This window comes from Clavibacter michiganensis, assembly GCF_002151125.1.
In the GTDB taxonomy this organism is placed as follows: Bacteria; Actinomycetota; Actinomycetes; order Actinomycetales; family Microbacteriaceae; genus Clavibacter; species Clavibacter michiganensis_C.
Genome location: NZ_MDJZ01000017.1, coordinates 436,990 through 455,509 on the forward strand (window position 1 = coordinate 436,990; position 18,520 = coordinate 455,509).

18 protein-coding genes are annotated in these 18,520 nt (G+C 75.0%); 5 read left to right on the forward strand and 13 right to left on the reverse strand.

The features are described from left to right. The first annotated feature begins 29 nt into the window (after positions 1–29). The gene (locus BFL37_RS14105; protein WP_086515696.1) at positions 30–620 is read left to right on the forward strand and encodes a dienelactone hydrolase family protein; all 591 of its coding nucleotides are present in this window, start codon (positions 30–32) and stop codon (positions 618–620) included. A gap of 29 nt (positions 621–649) precedes the next feature. Here the strand turns inward: BFL37_RS14105 and BFL37_RS14110 are convergent, their stop codons facing one another. From BFL37_RS14110 to BFL37_RS14135, 6 genes are read right to left on the reverse strand one after another with little or no spacing between them, the layout of a single operon-like run. Further along, positions 650–1,339 carry a TetR/AcrR family transcriptional regulator gene (locus BFL37_RS14110; RefSeq protein WP_086515697.1) on the reverse strand — a complete coding sequence of 230 codons (690 nt, stop codon included), beginning with the start codon at positions 1,337–1,339 and terminating at the stop codon, positions 650–652. Positions 1,340–1,368: 29 nt separating this feature from the next. After that, positions 1,369–3,063 carry an allophanate hydrolase gene (locus tag BFL37_RS14115; protein ID WP_241534091.1) on the reverse strand — a complete coding sequence of 565 codons (1,695 nt, stop codon included), beginning with the start codon at positions 3,061–3,063 and terminating at the stop codon, positions 1,369–1,371. Next, positions 3,060–6,725 (reverse strand): urea carboxylase, encoded by a 3,666-nt coding sequence (uca, locus tag BFL37_RS14120; RefSeq protein WP_241534092.1) that lies wholly within the window; start codon positions 6,723–6,725, stop codon positions 3,060–3,062. Before uca ends, BFL37_RS14115 begins: the two co-directional genes overlap by 4 nt. Then, positions 6,722–7,414 (reverse strand): urea amidolyase associated protein UAAP2, encoded by a 693-nt coding sequence (locus tag BFL37_RS14125; protein ID WP_086515698.1) that lies wholly within the window; start codon positions 7,412–7,414, stop codon positions 6,722–6,724. Before BFL37_RS14125 ends, uca begins: the two co-directional genes overlap by 4 nt. Continuing rightward, on the reverse strand, positions 7,411–8,253 hold the full coding sequence (locus tag BFL37_RS14130; protein WP_086515699.1) for an urea amidolyase associated protein UAAP1: 843 nt from the start codon (positions 8,251–8,253) through the stop codon (positions 7,411–7,413). The genes BFL37_RS14125 and BFL37_RS14130 overlap by 4 nt, the downstream gene beginning before the upstream one ends. Next, on the reverse strand, positions 8,250–9,923 hold the full coding sequence (locus tag BFL37_RS14135) for an APC family permease (RefSeq protein WP_143331615.1): 1,674 nt from the start codon (positions 9,921–9,923) through the stop codon (positions 8,250–8,252). The genes BFL37_RS14130 and BFL37_RS14135 overlap by 4 nt, the downstream gene beginning before the upstream one ends. Positions 9,924–10,266: 343 nt before the next feature. Between BFL37_RS14135 and BFL37_RS14140 the strand changes: the two genes are divergently transcribed. After that, on the forward strand, positions 10,267–11,034 hold the full coding sequence (locus tag BFL37_RS14140) for an SDR family NAD(P)-dependent oxidoreductase (protein WP_086515700.1): 768 nt from the start codon (positions 10,267–10,269) through the stop codon (positions 11,032–11,034). A gap of 66 nt (positions 11,035–11,100) precedes the next feature. Here the strand turns inward: BFL37_RS14140 and BFL37_RS14145 are convergent, their stop codons facing one another. Both BFL37_RS14145 and BFL37_RS14150 read right to left on the reverse strand, forming a co-directional pair. Beyond that, complete coding sequence (locus tag BFL37_RS14145) at positions 11,101–11,931, reverse strand: hypothetical protein (RefSeq protein WP_086515701.1); 831 nt, start codon at positions 11,929–11,931, stop codon at positions 11,101–11,103. Next, the gene (locus BFL37_RS14150; protein WP_241534093.1) at positions 11,928–12,431 is read right to left on the reverse strand and encodes a sigma-70 family RNA polymerase sigma factor; all 504 of its coding nucleotides are present in this window, start codon (positions 12,429–12,431) and stop codon (positions 11,928–11,930) included. The genes BFL37_RS14145 and BFL37_RS14150 overlap by 4 nt, the downstream gene beginning before the upstream one ends. A gap of 267 nt (positions 12,432–12,698) precedes the next feature. Here BFL37_RS14150 and BFL37_RS14155 point away from each other — a divergent pair, with 267 nt between their 5' ends. Both BFL37_RS14155 and BFL37_RS14160 read left to right on the forward strand, forming a co-directional pair. Beyond that, positions 12,699–13,409: a CHRD domain-containing protein gene (locus BFL37_RS14155; protein ID WP_086515703.1), complete on the forward strand. Its 711-nt coding sequence runs from the start codon at positions 12,699–12,701 to the stop codon at positions 13,407–13,409. Between the two features lie 5 nt (positions 13,410–13,414). Beyond that, the gene (locus BFL37_RS14160; RefSeq protein WP_086515704.1) at positions 13,415–14,077 is read left to right on the forward strand and encodes a class F sortase; all 663 of its coding nucleotides are present in this window, start codon (positions 13,415–13,417) and stop codon (positions 14,075–14,077) included. Between the two features lie 27 nt (positions 14,078–14,104). Here BFL37_RS14160 and BFL37_RS14165 read toward each other — a convergent pair whose 3' ends face one another. The 4 genes from BFL37_RS14165 to BFL37_RS14180 form a co-directional block, all read right to left on the reverse strand. Further along, complete coding sequence (locus BFL37_RS14165) at positions 14,105–14,365, reverse strand: hypothetical protein (RefSeq protein WP_086515705.1); 261 nt, start codon at positions 14,363–14,365, stop codon at positions 14,105–14,107. Between the two features lie 13 nt (positions 14,366–14,378). Further along, positions 14,379–14,618 carry a hypothetical protein gene (locus tag BFL37_RS14170; protein ID WP_086515706.1) on the reverse strand — a complete coding sequence of 80 codons (240 nt, stop codon included), beginning with the start codon at positions 14,616–14,618 and terminating at the stop codon, positions 14,379–14,381. Between the two features lie 148 nt (positions 14,619–14,766). After that, positions 14,767–16,038 (reverse strand): hypothetical protein, encoded by a 1,272-nt coding sequence (locus BFL37_RS14175; RefSeq protein ID WP_086515707.1) that lies wholly within the window; start codon positions 16,036–16,038, stop codon positions 14,767–14,769. Positions 16,039–16,135: 97 nt separating this feature from the next. Beyond that, a complete protein-coding gene (locus BFL37_RS14180) occupies positions 16,136–17,413 on the reverse strand; it encodes a hypothetical protein (RefSeq protein ID WP_086515708.1) in 1,278 nt (425 codons plus the stop codon). A gap of 183 nt (positions 17,414–17,596) precedes the next feature. Here BFL37_RS14180 and pcp point away from each other — a divergent pair, with 183 nt between their 5' ends. Next, positions 17,597–18,238 carry a pyroglutamyl-peptidase I gene (pcp, locus tag BFL37_RS14185; protein WP_086515709.1) on the forward strand — a complete coding sequence of 214 codons (642 nt, stop codon included), beginning with the start codon at positions 17,597–17,599 and terminating at the stop codon, positions 18,236–18,238. Positions 18,239–18,299: 61 nt separating this feature from the next. Here pcp and BFL37_RS14190 read toward each other — a convergent pair. Next, positions 18,300–18,520: fatty acid desaturase family protein (locus BFL37_RS14190; RefSeq protein ID WP_172403725.1), on the reverse strand; the 221-nt coding region annotated here is incomplete at its 5' end.

Here is an 18,520-nt window from a genome sequence, read left to right on the forward strand (position 1 = left end):
GCCCGGCGCGGACGACGAGAGGCGCGCCCATGGCCGAGATCGTGCTGTTCCACCACGTGCAGGGCGCGACCCCCGGCGTGCACGCGTTCGCCGACGCGCTCCGCGACGGCGGGCACGTCGTGCACGTGCCCGACCTGTTCGACGGGGCGCTCCCCGAGTCGATCGAGGCGGGCCTCGCGCTCATGGCGGGCCTCGCCGACCACGTCGTCGCCGAGCGCACCGACCGCGCGCTCGCCGGGCTGCCTGCCGAGCTCGTGTACGCGGGCTCCTCCTGGGGCGGATCCATCGCGCAGCGCCTCGCGCAGACCCGCCCGGGTGCCCGCGGCGCGCTCCTCTACGAGTCGTTCGTGTCGCTGTCCGCCGACTGGGCGTACGGCCCGTGGCCCGCGGGCGTGCCGGTGCAGGTGCACGGCATGGCGCGGGATCCGTTCTTCGCGAGCGAGGGCGACCTCGAGGCCGCGCGCGAGCTGGCGGCGGTCGTCGGACCGGACCTCGCCGAGGTGTTCGTCTACGACGGCGACGCGCACCTCTTCACGGACGCGTCGCTGCCGTCGTCGGATCCGGTCGCCACGGCCCTCGTGCTGGAGCGGTCGCTCGAGCTGCTGGCGCGGATCGGCTGACGCGGCCAGGCGGCAGCGCGCGCCCGGCCTCAGGCGGTGACGGCCCGCAGCTCCTCCGCCTCGCGACGCGCCTCGGCGATCTCCGCGGTCCCGAGCCCGCACGCGCGCAGGCACGTGGCGGCGATGGCGTCGCGGTCGGCGTCGTCGGGCTCGCCGCGGCGGCGGAGCTGGATCACGAGCTCGGCCAGCTGGATCAGCACGGCCCCCAGCGCCTCCGGCCCGATCGTCGCGCGCACCTCGGCGCTCGCCGCGGCCGTGCCGATGCGCCCGTAGGCCTCCTGCAGCTCGCGCCGCTGCTGGCGGAAGCCGTCGTACCGCTCGCCCTGCACCTCGGGCAGCAGGTAGAGCGTGCCGATGTTGTGCGGGGTGTCGGCGAGCGTGCGGAAGTCGACCATCACGAGCGCGTGCAGCGCGGCGGCCGCGGACGCGCGCTCGGGCACGAGCTCCTCGATCCCGCGGACCACGTCGAGGCTGGGGCGCACGGAGCGCGTGAGCAGCTCGACGAGCAGGTCGTCCTTGCCGGCGAAGTGGTAGTAGAGGGACGCCTGGCGGATCCCGACCCGCTCGGCGATCGCGCGCGTCGACGTGCCGCTCAGGCCGTGCTCCGCGAAGAGCGCGGCGGCGGCGTCGAGGATCTGCTCGCGCGGGCTCAGCGTCGACCCGGCGTCGGGCACGGCCCGGGGGCGCCCGACGCGGCCGGGCTTGTCGTCCTTCGCCATCCGGCCATCCTCGCAGGCGGGGGCCCGCGTCACACGGCGCTCCGGTAGGCCCGCCACCCGCCGTGCCCGGTGATCTCCGTCGCGCCCTCCACCGCGAAGCCCTCGACGAGGAAGCCGCGGACCTCGGATCCGTCGTCGAGCGTCACGCGGCCGATGGCCATGGGCGCGGGCAGCGCGGCGGTGAACGTGGCGAAGCCCGCGGTCGGGAGGCGCCAGAGCTCGCCGGCGATGCTCGCGCCCCGCCCGTCCGTGCCCGGCGCCTCCGTGCCCGGCGCCACGCGCACGAGCCCCGGCTTCGGCGGCACGGTGTCGAGCGCGTACAGCCGGTACGCGGGTGCGGTCGCGGCGTCGCGGAGGAAGGATCCGCCCGCCGCCACGAGCTGCCCGTTGAGCGGCTCACCGCGGAGGTGCGCGCCCACCACGAGCAGGTCGACGGTCGGCGCGAGGAACGCGGTCGCGAGCGCGGCCAGGCGGCGGTCCGTGAACGCGGGGCCCGTGAGCATCACCCCGAACGGCAGCCCGGCGACGGCACCCGCGGGGATCGCGAGCGAGGCGAGGTCGAGCAGGTTCGCGCAGTTCGTGTAGCGGCCGAGGCGGCTGTTGGCGCCGACCGGATCCTGGGCGACCTCCGCGAGCGTCGGGTGCCCGGTGGTCGTCGGCGTCAGCAGCGCGACGGCGTCGCCGAGCACGCGCCGGCTGGCCGCCGCGAGCAGGTCGAGGCGCTCCCGGTCGGCGAACAGGTCGGCTGCGCTCGGCCGGGCGCCCGCGAGCACGATGCCCGCGACCGTGGGATCGAGGTCGTCGCCCACGAGATCCGGGTGCGCCTCGATGTGCGCGCCCACCGCCGCGTACCGCTCGGCGACGAACGCGCCGTCGTAGAGCAGGGTCGCGGCCTCCAGCAGCGGCGCGATGTCCACCTCCACGACCTCGCAGCCGAGCTGGCGGAACCGGTCGACGGCGGCGGCGAACGCCCCGTCCCAGCCCTCGTCGAGCCCGGCGAGCTGCGCGGGCAGCGGCACGGCGACGCGCGGGCGGGTCGGCAGGTCCGCGATGGCGAGGTCGTCGCGGGCGAGCGGATCCTCGCCGTCGGGCCCCGACATGACCTCCACCGCCGCGCGCGACAGCTCCAGCGACCGCCCGAAGACGGTCACGCAGTCGAGCGAGCGGCAGGCGGGCACGACGCCCGTGGCCGGCACGATGCCGCGCGTGGGCTTCACGCCGACGATGCCGCCGAGCGCGGCCGGCACGCGCCCGGATCCCGCGGTGTCGGTGCCGAGCGCGATGTCGACGATGCCGAGGGCCACCGCCGTGGCGGATCCGCTCGACGAGCCGCCCGAGATGCGCGTCGGGTCCCACGCGTTCCGCACCGCGCCGAACGGCGAGCGGGTGCCGACGAGGCCCGTCGCGAACTGGTCCAGGTTCGCCTTGCCGATCACGATCGCGCCCGCCGCGCGCAGCCGAGCGACCGCGGTGGCGTCGCGCTCCGGCCGGTACGCGTAGGAGCGCGCGCCCGCGGTGGTGTCGAGCCCGGCGACGTCGATGTTGTCCTTCACGGCGACGAGCACGCCGGCGAGCGGCAGCGCCGGATCCTGCGCCTCGGCCTCGGCGAGCACCTCCGCCTCGGGCCGCAGCGCGATCCACACCTCCGGCCGGTCGACCTCGGCGATGCGGGCGTAGGCGTCGCGCACGCGGGCGGCGGGGGAGAGGGCGGGGACGGGGATCACGATGCGGCTCCGATCACGGCGAGGACCTGCCCGGGCGCGACCTGCTCCCCGGGGCGGATGTGGACGTCGAGCACGCGGCCGGCGACCGGCGCGCCCACGACGGACTCCATCTTCATGGCCTCCACCGCGAGCACGGCGTCACCCGCGGACACGTCGTCGCCCGGGCGCACGTCCACGCGCCACACGGTGGAGGTGAACGGCGCCGTGACGGCCGTGGCACCCGGCGGGATGGCGACGGTCGCGGCCTCGACGACGGGCGGCTCGTCGCGCACGTCGAACTCGCCCGACAGGCGCCAGCGCGCCTTCTCCTCCTCGAACGCGCGCGTCTGCGTCGCGCGGAAGTCGCGGATCGACGCGTCGTTCGCGGCCAGGAACGCGTGGTGGTCGGCGATGGAGAACTCGCCGTCCTCCGTCTCGTAGTGCCCGCGGCCGGCGTCGGTCTCGGCGCGCAGCTCCAGCAGCTCCTCGGCGCCGACCGGGTACCACTCGATGCGGTCGAAGAACCGCAGCGCCCACGGATCCTCCTGGAAGAGGCCGCCGCGGCGGAACCGGTTCCAGATCTGCACGGTGCGGCCCACGAACTGGTACCCGCCCGGGCCCTCCATCCCGTAGATGCAGAGGTACGCGCCGCCGATGCCGACGGAGTTCTCGGCCGTCCAGGTGCGCGCCGGGTTGTACTTCGTGGTCACCAGGCGGTGGCGCGGATCCAGCGGCGTGGCCACGGGCGCGCCGAGGTACACGTCGCCGAGGCCGAGCACGAGGTAGCTCGCGTCGAACACCGTGCGGAACACGTCGTCGACCGAGTCGAGGCCGTTGATCCGGCGGATGAACTCGATGTTCCAGGGCGTCCAGGGCGCGTCGTCGCGGACGCCGGCCATGTAGCGCTCGATGGCGAGGCGCGTCGCCGGGTCGTCCCAGGAGAGCGGCAGCCGCACCTTCCGCGACGGCACGACGAGCTGCCCGGTGGGCGGGATCCCGTCCTCCAGCTCCTGCAGCAGCCGCGTGACGGCCGTGGCCTTGAGCACGCGCGCGTCGGTGCGGACCTGCAGCGAGCGGATCCCCGGCGTCACCTCGAGCACGCCGGGCGGCATGTGCTCCTGCAGCCGGGTCATCAGCGCGTGCACCCGCATGCGCAGCGCGATGTCGAGGGTCATGTCGCCGTACTCGACGAGCACGTTGTCGTCGCCGTCGCGGCGGTACGCGACGCCCGGCCGCGCGTCGGTGGGCTCGAGCCTGCCGATCACGCCGTCGTCGCCGTCGCCGCCCGCGCGGATCACCTGGAGCGAGGAGCGCGCGTCCACGAGCGACGCGGCGGCCGCCTCCGTCACGGGCACGAACCGCACGGTGTCGCCGGGGCGCAGCTGCCCGAGCTTCCACAGCTCGCCGCTCGCCACGACCGCCGGGCACACGAACCCGCCGAGGGACGGGCCGTCGGGCCCGAGGATGATCGGGGTGTCGCCCGTGAAGTCGATCGCGCCGACCGCGTACGGGGTGTCGTGGATGTTCGACGGGTGCAGGCCCGCCTCGCCGCCGTCCTCGCGCGCCCAGCCGGGCCGCGGGCCGATGAGCCGGATCCCGGTGCGCGCCGAGTTGTGGTGCACGCCGTAGTCGGTGGCGTAGAGCACGTCGATGTCGGCGCGCGTGAAGAAGTCGGGCGCCGCGTGCGGGCCCTCGGTGACGCCGACCTCCCACGTGGACGTGAGCGCGGGCCGGCGGTGCGCGGGGGTCGGGCCGCCGATGATCCCGAGGCGCGCGCCCGCGGGGAACGCGGGGTGGTCGGCGTCGGAGTCGGGGGATCCGGGCCGCAGCACGTCGCCCGCGAGGAGCGCCCGGCCCGCGTGCCCGCCGAAGCGGCCGAGCGTGAAGGTGGACGCGGATCCCAGGTACGCGGGCACGTCGATCCCGCCGCGCACGGCGAGGAACAGGCGGAGGCCGGGTCCGTCGGCGCGGCCGATCGCGAGCGTCTGCCCGGCCGCGACCTCGAGCGGCTCCCACATCGCCGCAGGCGACCCGTCGATCGTGACCGGCGCGGGCGCGCCCGTCACCGCGACCACGGACGCGGTCGAGAAGCGCAGCACGGGCCCGTCCGCCGTGATCTCGAGGCCCGGCGCGCCCTCCGGGTTCCCGACCGCGAGGTTCGCCTCCGCGAGCGACACCGGGTCGAACGGGCCGCTCGGCGGCACGCCGACCTGCCAGTACCCGAGCCGGCCCGGCAGGTCCTGCACGGTGGTCATGGTGCCGGGGGAGATCACGTCGATGCGCGGCGCCGGGTCGTCCGTCTCGTCGAGCGTCGACGTGGAGTGCGTGGCCGTGCGCAGCTCGAGGTCGTCGGTGAGCGCCCGCAGCAGGCCGATGTTCGTGACGATCCCGTCGATCCGCGAGCCGTCGAGCGCCTCACCGAGGAGGTCGAGCGCGTCGTCGCGGGTCTCGCCCGTGGCGATGACCTTCGCGAGCAGCGGGTCGTAGGAGGCGGAGACCTCGAGGCCGGTCTCGATCCAGCCGTCGACGCGGATCCCCGGGCCCTCCGCCAGCACGGCCTGCGTCACGAGGCCGCTCGACGGGAGGGATCCCTTGGCCGGGTCCTCCGCGTAGACGCGGGCCTCGACGGCGTGGCCCGACGGCGTCCACTCGCGCGTGAAGAGGTCGTCGGGGAGGCCCGCGGCGCCGTCGCGCGCGAGCCGCAGCATGAGCTCCACGAGGTCGACGCCGTGCACCTCCTCGGTCACGGGGTGCTCGACCTGCAGGCGCGTGTTCACCTCGAGGAACGCGGCCTCCTCGCGCACCGGGTCGTAGACGAACTCGACCGTGCCGGCGCTGCGGTACGAGACCGACTCCGCGAGGGCGCGAGCCGAGTCGTGCAGCTGCGCGCGCACCCGGTCGGGCAGCGCGGGCGCGGGCGCCTCCTCGATGACCTTCTGGTTGCGGCGCTGCAGCGAGCAGTCGCGGTCGCCGATCACGGCCACGCGCCCCTCGCCGTCGCCCACGAGCTGCACCTCCACGTGCCGCGCCGGGCGCACGAGCCGCTCGAGGAAGATGCCGGTGGATCCGAACGCCGACTCCGCGAGCCGCGTCACCCGCCCGAACGCCTCCCGCACCTCGTCCGGGGTCGCGCAGGCCTGCATGCCGATGCCACCCCCGCCGCCCGTGGCCTTGAGCATCACGGGCAGGCCGATGCGCTCGGCCTGCGCGACGGCGTCGTCGGCGTCCGTCAGGAGCCCGGTCCCGGCGAGCAGGGGTACGCCGGCGGCCTCGGCCAGCTCGCGCGCGGTGTGCTTGGCGCCGAACGCGAGGATCTGGTCGGCGGTCGGCCCCACGAACCGGATCCCCGCCTCCTCGCACGCCGACGCGAACTCGAGGTTCTCGCTGAGGAACCCGTAGCCGGGGTGGATGAGGCCGGCGCCCGTCGCGCGCGCGGCCGCGATGATCGCCTCGATGCGCAGGTACGACTCGCGCGGCGCCGCCGGCCCGAGCCGCACGGCCTCGTCGGCCTCGCGCACGTGCGGCGCGGCCCGGTCGGCGTCCGAGAAGACCGCGACCGTGCGCATCCCCATGGCCTTCGCGGTGCGGATCACGCGGCACGCGATCTCACCGCGGTTGGCGACGAGGACGGTGTCGAGGTCGAGCGCCGGGCTGTCGGGCGCGATGCGCTCGCCGCCGCTCACGGCTGCACCACGATCATCCGCAGCGGCGTGCAGCTGAAGTCGTTGCACGGGTTGTTCATCTGCGGGCAGTTGGAGACGATCACCAGCACGTCCCGCTCCGCGCGCAGCGCCACGCGCTTCCCGGGCGCGCTGAGGCCGTCGACGATCCCGAGGGATCCGTCCTCCTCCACGGGCACGTTCATGAACCAGTTGATGTTCGACACGATGTCGCGCGCCCCGAGCCCGTGCCGCGACGCCTCGGTCAGGAAGTTCTCGCGGCACCCGTGCTGGTACGCGGTGTGGTGGCCGTAGCGGAGCGTGTTCGACTCCTTCGAGCAGGCGCCGCCGAGGGTGTCCTGCCGGTCGATCTCGTTGCCGACCACGGTCATCAGCGGCCGGCCCTCGCTCGACATGAGCACGGTGCCGGTGCGGATGTACGCGTTGCCCTGCGCCACGAGGGTGTCGGGGACGCTGTAGCGCTCGTGCGTGTCCACGGCGTCGTAGACGAGGCAGTCGGCCGACTGGTTGCCGCCCACGTCCACGATCGTGAGCACCTCGCCGGCGCGCACGACGGCGGACCACGGCGCGAGCGGCGCCACGCGGTCGTCGCGCACGACGGTGCCGTCGACGAGCGACGACCCCCACTCGAGCACGGCGTCGGGCGCGTGCACGGCGCCGGTCGGGACGGTGGATGCCACGGTGCGGGTCATCGGCTTCCTCTCGCTTCGCAAGCGTCGATCGAGTTCAGGTAGGCGCGCGTCAGCTCCGGGGTCGCGTGGAAGCGCGCGTCGGCGGGTCCCGTGGGGGATCCGCGCCAGGCGTGCACGCGCAGCGGGCCCACCACGTGGTCGGGCCGCGGATCCAGCGGGTGCGGCACGTTCGCGACGAGGACCAGGAGCGGCATCTCGGCCACGAGGGTCACGTGCGTGCCGGGCCCGGCGGATCCGGTGGGGCGCAGACCGCCGTCCTCCTCCACCCGCACGCCCTGGAAGAAGGAGACGCCGGGCGGCAGGTCGCGCCGGGTGAGGCCGTGCTTCGCGGCGGCCTTGACGAGCAGCGACCGGCCGCTGGGCGTGGGGCCCTCGGGCGCGGATCCGCCGTAGCGCCGGTCGTTGAGCGCGTCGGTCGAGGTGCCGCAGAGCGCGTCGTGGTGGCCGGACGTGTCCTCCACGATGCTCGCGAGGATCCGGCCGTCGCCGCTCAGCAGCGGGGATCCCTCGCCGAGGTACGCCTGCCACGGGATCTTCACGGTGTCGGCCACGTTGAGCCGCTCGCCCGGTGCCTCCGCGTCGTAGAGCACGAGGTGCGCGCACGCGTCGCCCGTGGGGTCGTCGAGGCGGAGGCGGGATCCGCGCGCCAGCACCCGGTGCGCGTACCCGCCGGGCGCGACGGTCTCGGCCCAGGTGAGCTCCTCCGCGGCGACGCCGTCGGGCCGGTGCGGCGACGAGGACGCGGGGACGTACGGCATCCACTCGCTCTGCCGGTCGGCCTGCGCGCGGGCGTCCGCGCGGGACGCCGTGACGCTGTCGGTCGTGCGCAGGTCCCTCATCGGACGGACGCTCCCGCCTGCTCGACCACCGGGATCGTCGCGGTCGTCGGCACCTCCGTGAGTCGGATCGGCCCGTCGGAGCGGTGCCGCCAGGCGTGGTACCCCCAGCCCACGGCGAGGGTCGCGCCGATGAAGAGCAGCGCGCTGTACTGCAGCCACCACGACTCGCCCGTGAGGTCGTAGATCTCGGGGCGCGGCCAGATGAGGTTCACGGCCATCGCCGCCTGGAAGAGCACGGCGACGAGGTTGATCGGGATCCCCCAGCGGCCGAGCGTGAACAGCGGCTTGCCGTCCTCGTCGACGCCGCCGGCCGGGAACCGTCCGCGGATCCGGGCCACCAGCAGCGGGCCGGTCACCCCGAGGTAGGCGAGGTACAGCATCGCGATGCAGAGGCTCGAGAGCGCCGTGAAGATGGCGGACTGCCCGGCGTTCACCGCCAGCGCGAGGACCGCGCCGACCCCGACCACGACGGACGTGAGCACCGGCGTGCCCGTGCGCGGCGACACCTTCGCGAGCTGGCGGTGGAACGGCAGGGCCCTCTCGCGGGCCATCGAGTAGATCATGCGGGTGCCCGAGGTCTGCACGGCGAGCGTGCACGCGAAGACGGCCACGGCGACCGCGCACAGGAGCAGGCGTCCGCCCACCTCGCCGACGACCGAGGTGATCACCCAGGCGAGGCCCTGCGTGGCGAGGTTCCCGTCGGTGAGGCTGGGCGCCGCGACGAGCGCGCCGACGATGAGCAGCGCCCCGCCGAGCCCGGAGACCGTGAGCGCGCGGATGATCGTCTTCGGCGTGGTCTTCCGGGGGCTGTGCGTCTCCTCGGCGAGCTCGCCCGCGGAGTCGAAGCCGACCATCACGTACGCGGCCATGAGGGAGGAGGCGAGGAAGGCCCACACGTAGGGCTCCGTGCTCACGGACCCGGCCGTCGAGAAGACGACCTCCGGTCCGCGCTTCGGCAGCAGGAACAGCACGGCGACGAGCGCGACGACGCCCACCATCTCGACGGCGACGCCCACGGTCGTGACCCGCGCCATGAGCCGCACGCTGAGGATGTTCACGACCGTCGTGATGGCCAGCATGATGATCCCGAGCAGCACGGCGTTCGCGGAGCCCGTGGGGGAGGCGACCGACGGATCCGCGTCCGGCCCGCCCACGATCTGGAACCCGGCCCAGATGGACGGCAGCACGGCCTGCACGGCGATGGCCGCGACGGCGACCGTGAGGATCTGGCCGACGATCATGGTCCAGCCGGTGAACCAGCCGAACGTGGTGCCCGCGAGCCTGCTCGACCACTGGAAGATCGCGCCCGAGATGGGCCACGACGCGGCGAGCTGCGCGAAGTTCAGCGCCACCAGCAGCTGGCCCACGAAGACGATCGGCCAGGCCCAGAAGAAGGCCGCGCCGCCCAGCCCGAAGCCGAGGCCGAAGAGCTGGAACACGGTGGTGAGGATCGAGACGAAGGAGAACCCGGCCGCGAAGGAGGAGAACGGGCCGACGCCGCGATGCAGCTCCTGGGCGTAGCCGGGCGGGATGCGAGGACCGGGGGCCGCGGCGTCCTGGGCGTAGCCGGGCGGGATGGCGGGGGCGGCGGCCGCGGCGTCCTGCGGGCGGCCGGGCGGGACGACGGGGGTGGGGGCCGACGGGTGCGGCGGCAGGTGCGGGGTGCTCAATGTTCTGGCCTCTCACGAGGGCGCGGTGGTGCGTGTGCGCCGGAGATCCGGTTGCCCGGTCGGAGTATCTATCGAGCGATAGGTATTTCCGTCCAGTGTGGTTCTGCGCCGTATCGCGGCCGTTTCCCTCGTGTTACCGGCGTGTATCTTCTCCGCGGGCGACGGATCCGGCACCCGGTCGACCTCCATCCGGCGCCCATCCTCCGCCCCGGGCCCCTCCGAATCGCCTCCACGCGGGTGGTCGACTGCGGCGTCGCGGAGTTGGCTGGATGCTCCCGACGGCGGTGCGCGCGCCTCGCGGCGATGGTGCCCGCCGTCCCCGCGAACCATCAGGAGGATCACCATGGCTGGACGCTTCGACGGCAGGGTCGTCATCATCACGGGCGCCGGATCCGGCATCGGCGAGGCCACGGCCCGCCGCTTCGTCGCCGAGGGCGCGAAGGTCGTCATCACCGACAGCGTCGAGGACAAGATCCGCGCCGTCGCCGACTCGCTCCCCGAGGGCAGCGTCACGGCGCTCGTCGCGGACGCCGCGGCATCGGCCGACGCCGACCGCACGGTCGCCACCGCGCTCGAGGCCTTCGGCCGCCTCGACGTGCTCGTCAACAACGCGGGCACCTTCCAGGCCGGGCCGATCTCGGGCATCACCGACGAGGAGTGGCGCCGCGTCATCGACACCGACCTCTCCGGCGTCTTCTACGGCACCCGCGCGGCGCTCCCGCACCTCGTCGAGACGCGCGGATCCATCGTCAACGTCTCGTCCGTGTCGGGCATGGCGGCGGACCACCACATGAGCGCCTACAACGCGGCCAAGGGCGGCGTGAGCAACTTCACGCGGGCCACCGCGCTCGACCACGGCGTCGACGGCGTGCGCGTGAACGCGGTCGCGCCCGGCCTCATCTGGACGGAGCTGGTCGCCGGCAAGGAGGACGACGAGGAGCTGAAGGCGGAGTTCGCCAAGCGCATCTCCCTCGGCCGCGGCGGCCAGGCGGACGAGGTGGCGGCGGCCATCGCGTTCCTCGCGAGCGACGACGCGTCCTTCATCACGGGCGCGATCCTGCCGGTCGACGGCGGCACCACGGCGAGCAACGGGCAGCCCTCACAGGCGTAGCGCGCGTCCCGCGTCGCGGTTCGGGCGCGAGGCGTCTCGGTGCGGGCGCGCGGCGTCCCGGTCGGGTCAGGCCGCGACGGGCGGCAGCTCGGCCACCGCGATGCGATCGCCCGCGGCGTCGCGGATCTCCACGGCGGCGGCGTCCTCGCGCAGCACGTCGGCGTTGAGGCGGCAGTCGATGCGCACGGTGGATCCGAGCATCGTGCCGGACGCGTGCTCCCCGCCGGCGGCGTCGATCACGACGACGCGGAAGGAGTCGCCCGCGGGCAGGCCGTCGACCGACAGCACGGTCTCGGTGCCCCAGGTGTGCGCGACGACATCGCCCGTGACGTCGACGCCCGCGGGCGCGCCGGCGAAGGTCACGCCCTCGACGGCGCCGAGCGTGCCGGCGGGGCCGGTCGCGACGTCGGCCCGCGGGGTCGCGAGGAACGCGCCGCCGGCCGCGCCGAGCGCCAGGCACGCGGCGGCGCCGGCGATCAGGAGCGCGGTGCGGCGGGTGCTCGATCCGCGGCGGACGCGGTGCGCGTCGAGGTCGGCGGGCCGGCCCGGCGCGGTCGTCGTCCGCGCTGATTCCGTCGTCGCCGCGGTCTCGCCCGCGCCGCCCCTCTCCGCGTCACCGCGGCCGTCCGCGATCAGGCCGATCCGCCGCGCCAGCTCGTCGCTCGGCTCCGCCTGCTGCCACGCACCGAGCCCGCCGAGAGCCGCGGGCAGCCCGCCGAGCAGCGCGATCTCCTCGTCGATGGTCGGGTCGGCGGCGCGCATCGTCGCCAGCTCCGCGGTCTCGGCGGGGGAGAGGTCGTCGGCGAGGGCGGCGGCGATGAGCTCGCCGCGGCGGTCGTCGGGCTCGGCGGCGTGCGGGTCGGCGGCGTGCGGATCGGGGGTGCGGTCGTCGGTCATGCGGGATCCACTTCGTCGAGATGCGTGCGGAGGGCGCGGAGCGCGTGGAAGACGCGCGTGCGCAGGGTGGCGACGGGCACGCCCGTGGCCGTGGAGAGCTCCTGGTAGCTGAGCCCGGTGAGGTGCACGGCGACGACGGCCTCGCGGTGCGCGTCGCTGAGGCGCGCGAGGCCCTCGACGATCCCGAGCCGGTCGAGCGGATCCGCCTCCCGCGTCGCCTGCTCGGGCGCCTCCTCCTCGGCGACGATGCGCGGGGTGCGGGCCCGGGCGCGGTGCACGTCGAGGATCACCCGCCGCTCGATCGCGAACAGCCAGGTGCGCGCGCTGCCGCGCTCGCCGTCGAAGGAGTCGCGGGCGCGCCAGGCGCGGAGGAAGGTCTCCTGCACGCAGTCCTCGGCGAGCTGGCGGTCCTGCAGGGCGTTGACCGCGAAGCCGAGCAGCGCGCCGCCGTGCTCCGCGAACGCGGCGCGCACGTCGAGGCCGGGCGTGGACGCGCTCATCGTGCTCCGCTCGGGTGCAGGGGCCGGACGCGTCAGGACGAGCGCCATCGTGATCCCCTCAGCCTAGGCGGCGGGTGCGCGCCCTCACCGGGGGATACGTCGAGGACGGCCCCGGCGTTCATCGAGGCGCCAGCGAGGGATCGCGGGCCGCCGCGGGATCGCCGCGGAACGGATTCCCGCACCCGATGAACGCCCGCCGCCCGGCGTGCGTATGCCCTGGCAGAAGCGGTGCCCGCCCGGGCGCCCCACCACGAGAGGCCGCACGCGATGACGCACACGAGACTCGTCCGGAACATGACCATCGGGGGCGCGGCTGCCGCGGCCCTCACCCTCCTCGCCGCGACGCCCGCGTCCGCCGAGACGACCGTCCCCGAGCCCGACCGCTTCACGAGCGCGTTCACCGTGATGGCGACGCCCGACCAGGTGCTGAACGCCGACGGCGTCGCGACCCCCGGCGAGTCCGGCGCGACCGGGCGCTTCGACCTCCGCCTCGACTCCGCGTCGAACACGATCTGCTACGACATCACCCTCACGGGCGTCACCGGCGAGTACCAGAGCCCCGCGAAGACGGCCACGCACATCCACCAGGCCGCCGTCGGCAAGGCCGGCCCGCCGCGCATCGCGTTCCCGAACCCGACCGACGCCGGGGACGGCACGCGCACCAGCTCCGGCTGCATGCGGGGGCCGTTCACCACGGGCGTCGCCCCGGACGGGAAGGACACCGGCGAGGGCTTCACGGTCGCGCAGATCGAGGCCGACCCGTCCGCGTTCGCGGCCGACACCCACACCGCGTCGTTCACGGCCGGCGCCGTGCGCGGCCAGCTGACCCAGGTGCCGGTCGGCGGCGTCGACACGGGCGCCGGCGGATCCGCGACCTCCACCACGGCCGCCCTCCCGCTCGTCGCGGGCGGCGGCGCCGTCGCGCTCGCCGCGGCCGGCGTCGTGCTGATGCGCCGCCACCGCGCGCAGGAGTCCTGATCCCCGTGCACCGCAGCCCGGCGGACGCGTCGCCCGCGCGGCGCGTCCGCCGGGCCGTGGTGCTCGCGTCCGCGCTGATCCCGCTGGCCGCGCTCGCGGGATGCGCGCCCGCAGACCCGGGTCCGGCTGCTCCATCCGCGGCGGCGCCCGCCGCGCCTGCCGCCCCACAGACCACCGCGCCGAGCAGCCCGCCCACGACCTCCCCCCAGGTCGTGCAGGGCCTCGGCGCGGTGCCATCCCGCGTCGCCATCCCCGCGATCGACCTCGACGAGCCGCTCATCGACCTCGGGATCGCCCCCGACGGCCGCATGGAGGTGCCCGTCGACTTCGACGACGTCGGCTGGTTCACGGGCGGCGGCCGCCCGGGCGGGCGCGGGCCCACCGTGATCGCCGCGCACGTCGACTCGCGCGTGGGACCCGCCGCGTTCGGCCGGCTCGCCGAGCTCGGCGTGGGCGACGAGGTGTCCGTGCAGGACGTCGACGGCGGATCCACGCGCTACGCCGTGACCGAGGTCGCCGACTTCGCCAAGGCCGAGTTCCCGACCGCGCGCGTCTTCGGCGCCCAGCCCACGGACCAGCTGCGCCTCATCACCTGCGGCGGGATCTTCGACCGCAGCGTCGGCCACTACGAGGACAACCGCGTCGTGTTCGCGGAGCCGGTGGGCTGACTGGGGCGACCTCGCGCCGGCCTCGGGTCAGGCCGCGGGGTCCTCCGGGCCCGCCGCGCCCGCGTCCGGCAGCCCCGCTCGCAGGCGCGCCGTGCGCTCGCGCACCAGCTCGAGCCGGCCCTCGTCGAGCGCGGCGGACGCATCGCGCGCCCGACGGTCGGCGTGCGCGAACCGGACCAGCGCCACCAGCGCGATCACGATCGCGACGATGACGACGATCGTGACGATCGACCAGATCACGTCGTAGGCCGCGGGGAGCAGGATGCTCGGCGTCGCGCCGCCTTCCACGTCGCGCCCCCGCTCAGGCGATCGGGTCGACGGGGCCGGCGTGCGGCGCATCCGGTCCGTCGGCCTGCAGCCGCGCCATCTGCTCGCGGATCAGCTCGAGCCGAGCCTCCTGCAGCGAGGTCGTGGCGAGCAGCGTGCGCCGGGCCGCGAGCGCGAGCCGGATGAGGACCACGGCCGCGACGATCGCGAGGACGACGAGCGCGAGCGAGACGAACAGGTACCAGGTGAGGCCGAGGCCGGCGTTGGACAGCATCCCCCGACGCTATCGGCCGCTCCGCCCGCGTCACGAGCCCCGCGTCCGGGTGGGGCGGGCGTGCTAGGGGCCGCCGGCGGGTCCGCGTGGACGCCGACGGGCCCGGCCCCGTGGAGGAGCCGGGCCCGTCGGGCGGGGGATGCGCGGGTCAGCGCACCGTCACGCCCGCGCTCGCGCGCGCCTGGTTGTCGTAGAGGTAGATGACCCCGCTCACGACCACCGTCACGGTGCGCCCGCGGTCGGCCGCCGTCAGCGTGTACGTCTTCGCGGTCGCACCGGGGATGACCTGACCGTCCCGCTTCCACTGGTAGCCGAGCTCGAGCGAGGACGGCTTCCAGATGCCGGGCTGCGCGGTGAGCGTGCGGCCGACGGTCGGGTTGCCGGTGACGCGCGGCGTGCCCGCCGTGATGACGGGGGCGGCGACCTTCTTCGTCTGCCCCGAGGTGAGGGTCACCGGCACGTACCCGTCGCGGGATCCGCGCACCGACACCGTGAGGCGGTGGCCGGCGTCGTAGGCCGTCACCGCGTAGGTCGGGTCGTCGGCCCCGGGGATCCGCTCGCCGTCCCGCAGCCACTGGTACTCGAGCGTCACGGGCGCCGGCTGCCAGAGCCCGGTGCGCACCGACAGGGTGGATCCGTACTCGACCGTGCCCACGATCGCGGGCGGCGGGGTCGACGTGAGCGCCTTCGCTCCCGGCGCGCTCGCCGTGGTGCCCTCGACGTGCGCGGTGCGCCAGGCGTCGGGGATGGGGCCGTAGGTCAGGTCGAAGGACACGCGCTTCCCGTAGCCCGGGGTGACGGTGACGGATCCGGTGCCGCCGGCGTCCACGAACGCTCCGCCGTCGACCTGGTGGAAGATGTCGCTCTCCTCGGGGGTGAACCCGTTGAGGGCCGCGCGCACGTCCCAGCGGAAGGTGACGGACGGGCCGTCCACGATCACCTCGGGCGTGTACGGGCGGGGCGCGCCGACCGACCGCACCGGCGTGGGCGCGGACGCCGTGCCGGTGACGGGGACGCCGTCCACGGTCCCGGCGACGCGCACGCTGATGAGGTGCTCGCCGGGGGAGGCCGGGATGTAGACCTCGTCCTCGTCGCCGGAGACGCCGCCGGTCCCGTCCGAGAGCCAGGGCCCGGCGCCGTCGAGCTGGTACTCGTAGCGGAGCCCCGAGTTGTCGGTGATCCCGCCGAGGTCCACCGAGATGACGCCGTGGAAGTTCGCGTCCGTGCTGTAGTCGAAGCCGTAGCCGCGGACCGTAGGAGCGCCGATGCGGACCTCGGCCGCCGATGCAGAGGATCCGCCCGCGGGTGCGGGGGCGTCCGCCGCCTGCACGGGCCCGATCCCCGCGAACGCGGTGCCGGCGGCGACCACGAGGCCGAGCGCGGTGAGGGGGAGTCTGCGTCCCCGTGTGGTGCGGATCATGTGCGTTCCTTCTCTCCGGGCGGCGTCGCCCGTGGCGATGATCCTCGGGACGGCCGCCGAGTCGCATCCCCCCGTTCTGGTCGGGCGCGACCGCCCGTCAGCCGATCGGTCGTCCGGCGCTCGTCCTCGTCTGCCGCGCGGACGATCCCTGCTGCACACCGATCACCCGCACCGAGAGGACGGTCCCGCGGTCGGCCTCGGTGATCGCGTAGGTGCTCGAGTGCGCGCCGGCGATGATCCGGCCGTCGCGGAGCCACGCGTAGGAGAAGGTCACGGGCGCGGGCCGCCAGGATCCGGGTCGCGCGGTCACCGTGCGCCCGACGGACGCGATCCCGGTGATCACGGGGGTGCCGGCGATCAGCACCGGCTCGGGCACGCGCGGCGTCGGCGCGGAGGTGCGGACGACGGAGACGTACCCGTCACGGGCGCCGCGCACGGCGACGGTGATCCGCGCGCCGACCTGGGCGCGGTCGACCCGGTACGTGGCGCCCGTCGCGCCGAAGATCGGCTGCCCGTCGGCGAGCCACTGGTAGCTGAGGGCCACGGGCGCCGGCTGCCACAGCCCGGTGCGCACCGCGAGGGTCGTACCCACTGCCACCCGGCCGAGGATCGCGGGCGGCGGGGTGGAGGTGAGGGCCGCGGATCCGGGAGCGCTGCCGGTCGTGCCGATCGCCTGCGCGTAGGCGAACAGGTCGGGCACGACGCCGAAGGAGAGCTCGAAGGAGACCGAGGCGTCGTACCCGGCGTCGACCGTGACGGATCCCACCGCGTCCGTGTCGACGTAGTCGTCGTCCTCGCCGCCCTTGTCGAGCACGTAGTAGATCGAGCTGTCCTCGGGCAGGTTGCCGTTCAGGGCCTCGCGGACGTCCCAGCTGAAGGTGATGCGGGTGCCCTCCACCACCACCTGCGGCGTGTACGGCCGGGAGAAGCCGGTCGACCGCACCGGCTCGGGGGTGGTCGCCGCCCCGACGACGGGCACGCCGTCGATGGTGCCGGCGATCCGCACGCTGATGAGGTGCGCTCCGGCGGATGCGGGCACGACGAGCGGACCCCCGAAGGGGCTGACGGGTGGGGTGCCCTCCGTGCGCCAGGGACCCGTGCCGTCGAGCTGGTACTCGTACCGGAGGCCGGAGGCGTCGGCGATGCCGGTGAGGTCGGGCGTGAGGAAGCCGTCGATGGTCGGCTCGATCTCCGTGCCGTAGCCGGAGAACTCCGTCGCGGGCGCCGGGATCGTCACGGCGGCCTGCGTCGACGCGTCACCCGCCGGCTGCACCTGGGCGCCCGCGGGCGCGACCCCGGCGAGCGAGAGGCCGGTGACGAGCGCGAGGCCCAGCGCGGCGGCCGGGAGGAGTCGTCTGCGTGCAGTGCGGGTCATCGTCGAACCGTCCGTCCTCGGGCTCGGTCGCCCGATGCTCCGGATCATCGTCCCGTCCGGTGCCGGGCGCATCCCCCCGTTCGGGAGCGCGGCGCCGCGCGAGGCGTAGCGTGGAGGTCGCCCGCGTCGTCCACCCGTCGGACGCATGCCTCCTCACCACGATCCGCACCCAGGAGCCCCGCCATGCCCACCGTCCTCCTCACCGGCTTCGAGCCCTTCGACGGCGACACCAGCAACCCGTCCTGGACCGCCGTGCAGGAGGTGCGCGACCGCTGGGACGGCGACGCCGAGATCCAGGTGCGCCGGCTCCCCGTCGACTTCACGAGGGTCGACGACGCGCTGCGGGCGGCGCTCGCCGAGGTGGATCCGGACGTCGTGATCTCCGTGGGCCTCGCCGGCGGCATCGAGACGCTCGAGGTGGAGCGCGTCGCGATCAACGTCGACGACGCCCGCATCCCCGACAACACGGGCTTCCAGCCCATCGACGAGCCGGTCGTCGCGGGCGGCCCGGCGGCGTACTTCAGCACCCTGCCGATCAAGGCGGCGGTCGCGGCCGTGCGCACGAAGGGGATCCCCGCGGTCGTCTCGCAGACCGCCGGGACCTACACCTGCAACCACGTCTTCTACCTGCTGATGCACGAGCTGCGCGAGCGCCCGGGCACCCGCGGCGGCTTCGTCCACATCCCGTACTCGACGGAGGAGGCGATCGGCACCGACCGCCCCTACATGCGCATGGACCAGCTCGCGACGGCCCTCACGGCCGTGGTGCGCGCGACCCTCGCCAACGCGACCGACGTGAAGGTGGGCGGCGGGTCGCTCGACTGAGCCGCCCGCCCGCCCGTGACGGGGGCATGGCGAGCTGCACCCGCCGACCCCCGACCGCCGGTCAGCGGCCGAATGCCGCCGATGCGGGGCAGTCGAACGGGTCGCCGCCGGCGGAGAGGCCGACGCGGTTGAGGTAGGCGATGACGATGCCGTAGGAGGCCAGGAGCGTGGTCTCGGTGTACGGGATGCTGTGGGTCGCGCAGTACTCCTTCGCGATGACCTGGGCGCGGCGGAGCGCGGGCCGGGGCATGTTCGGGAAGAGGTGGTGCTCGATCTGGTAGT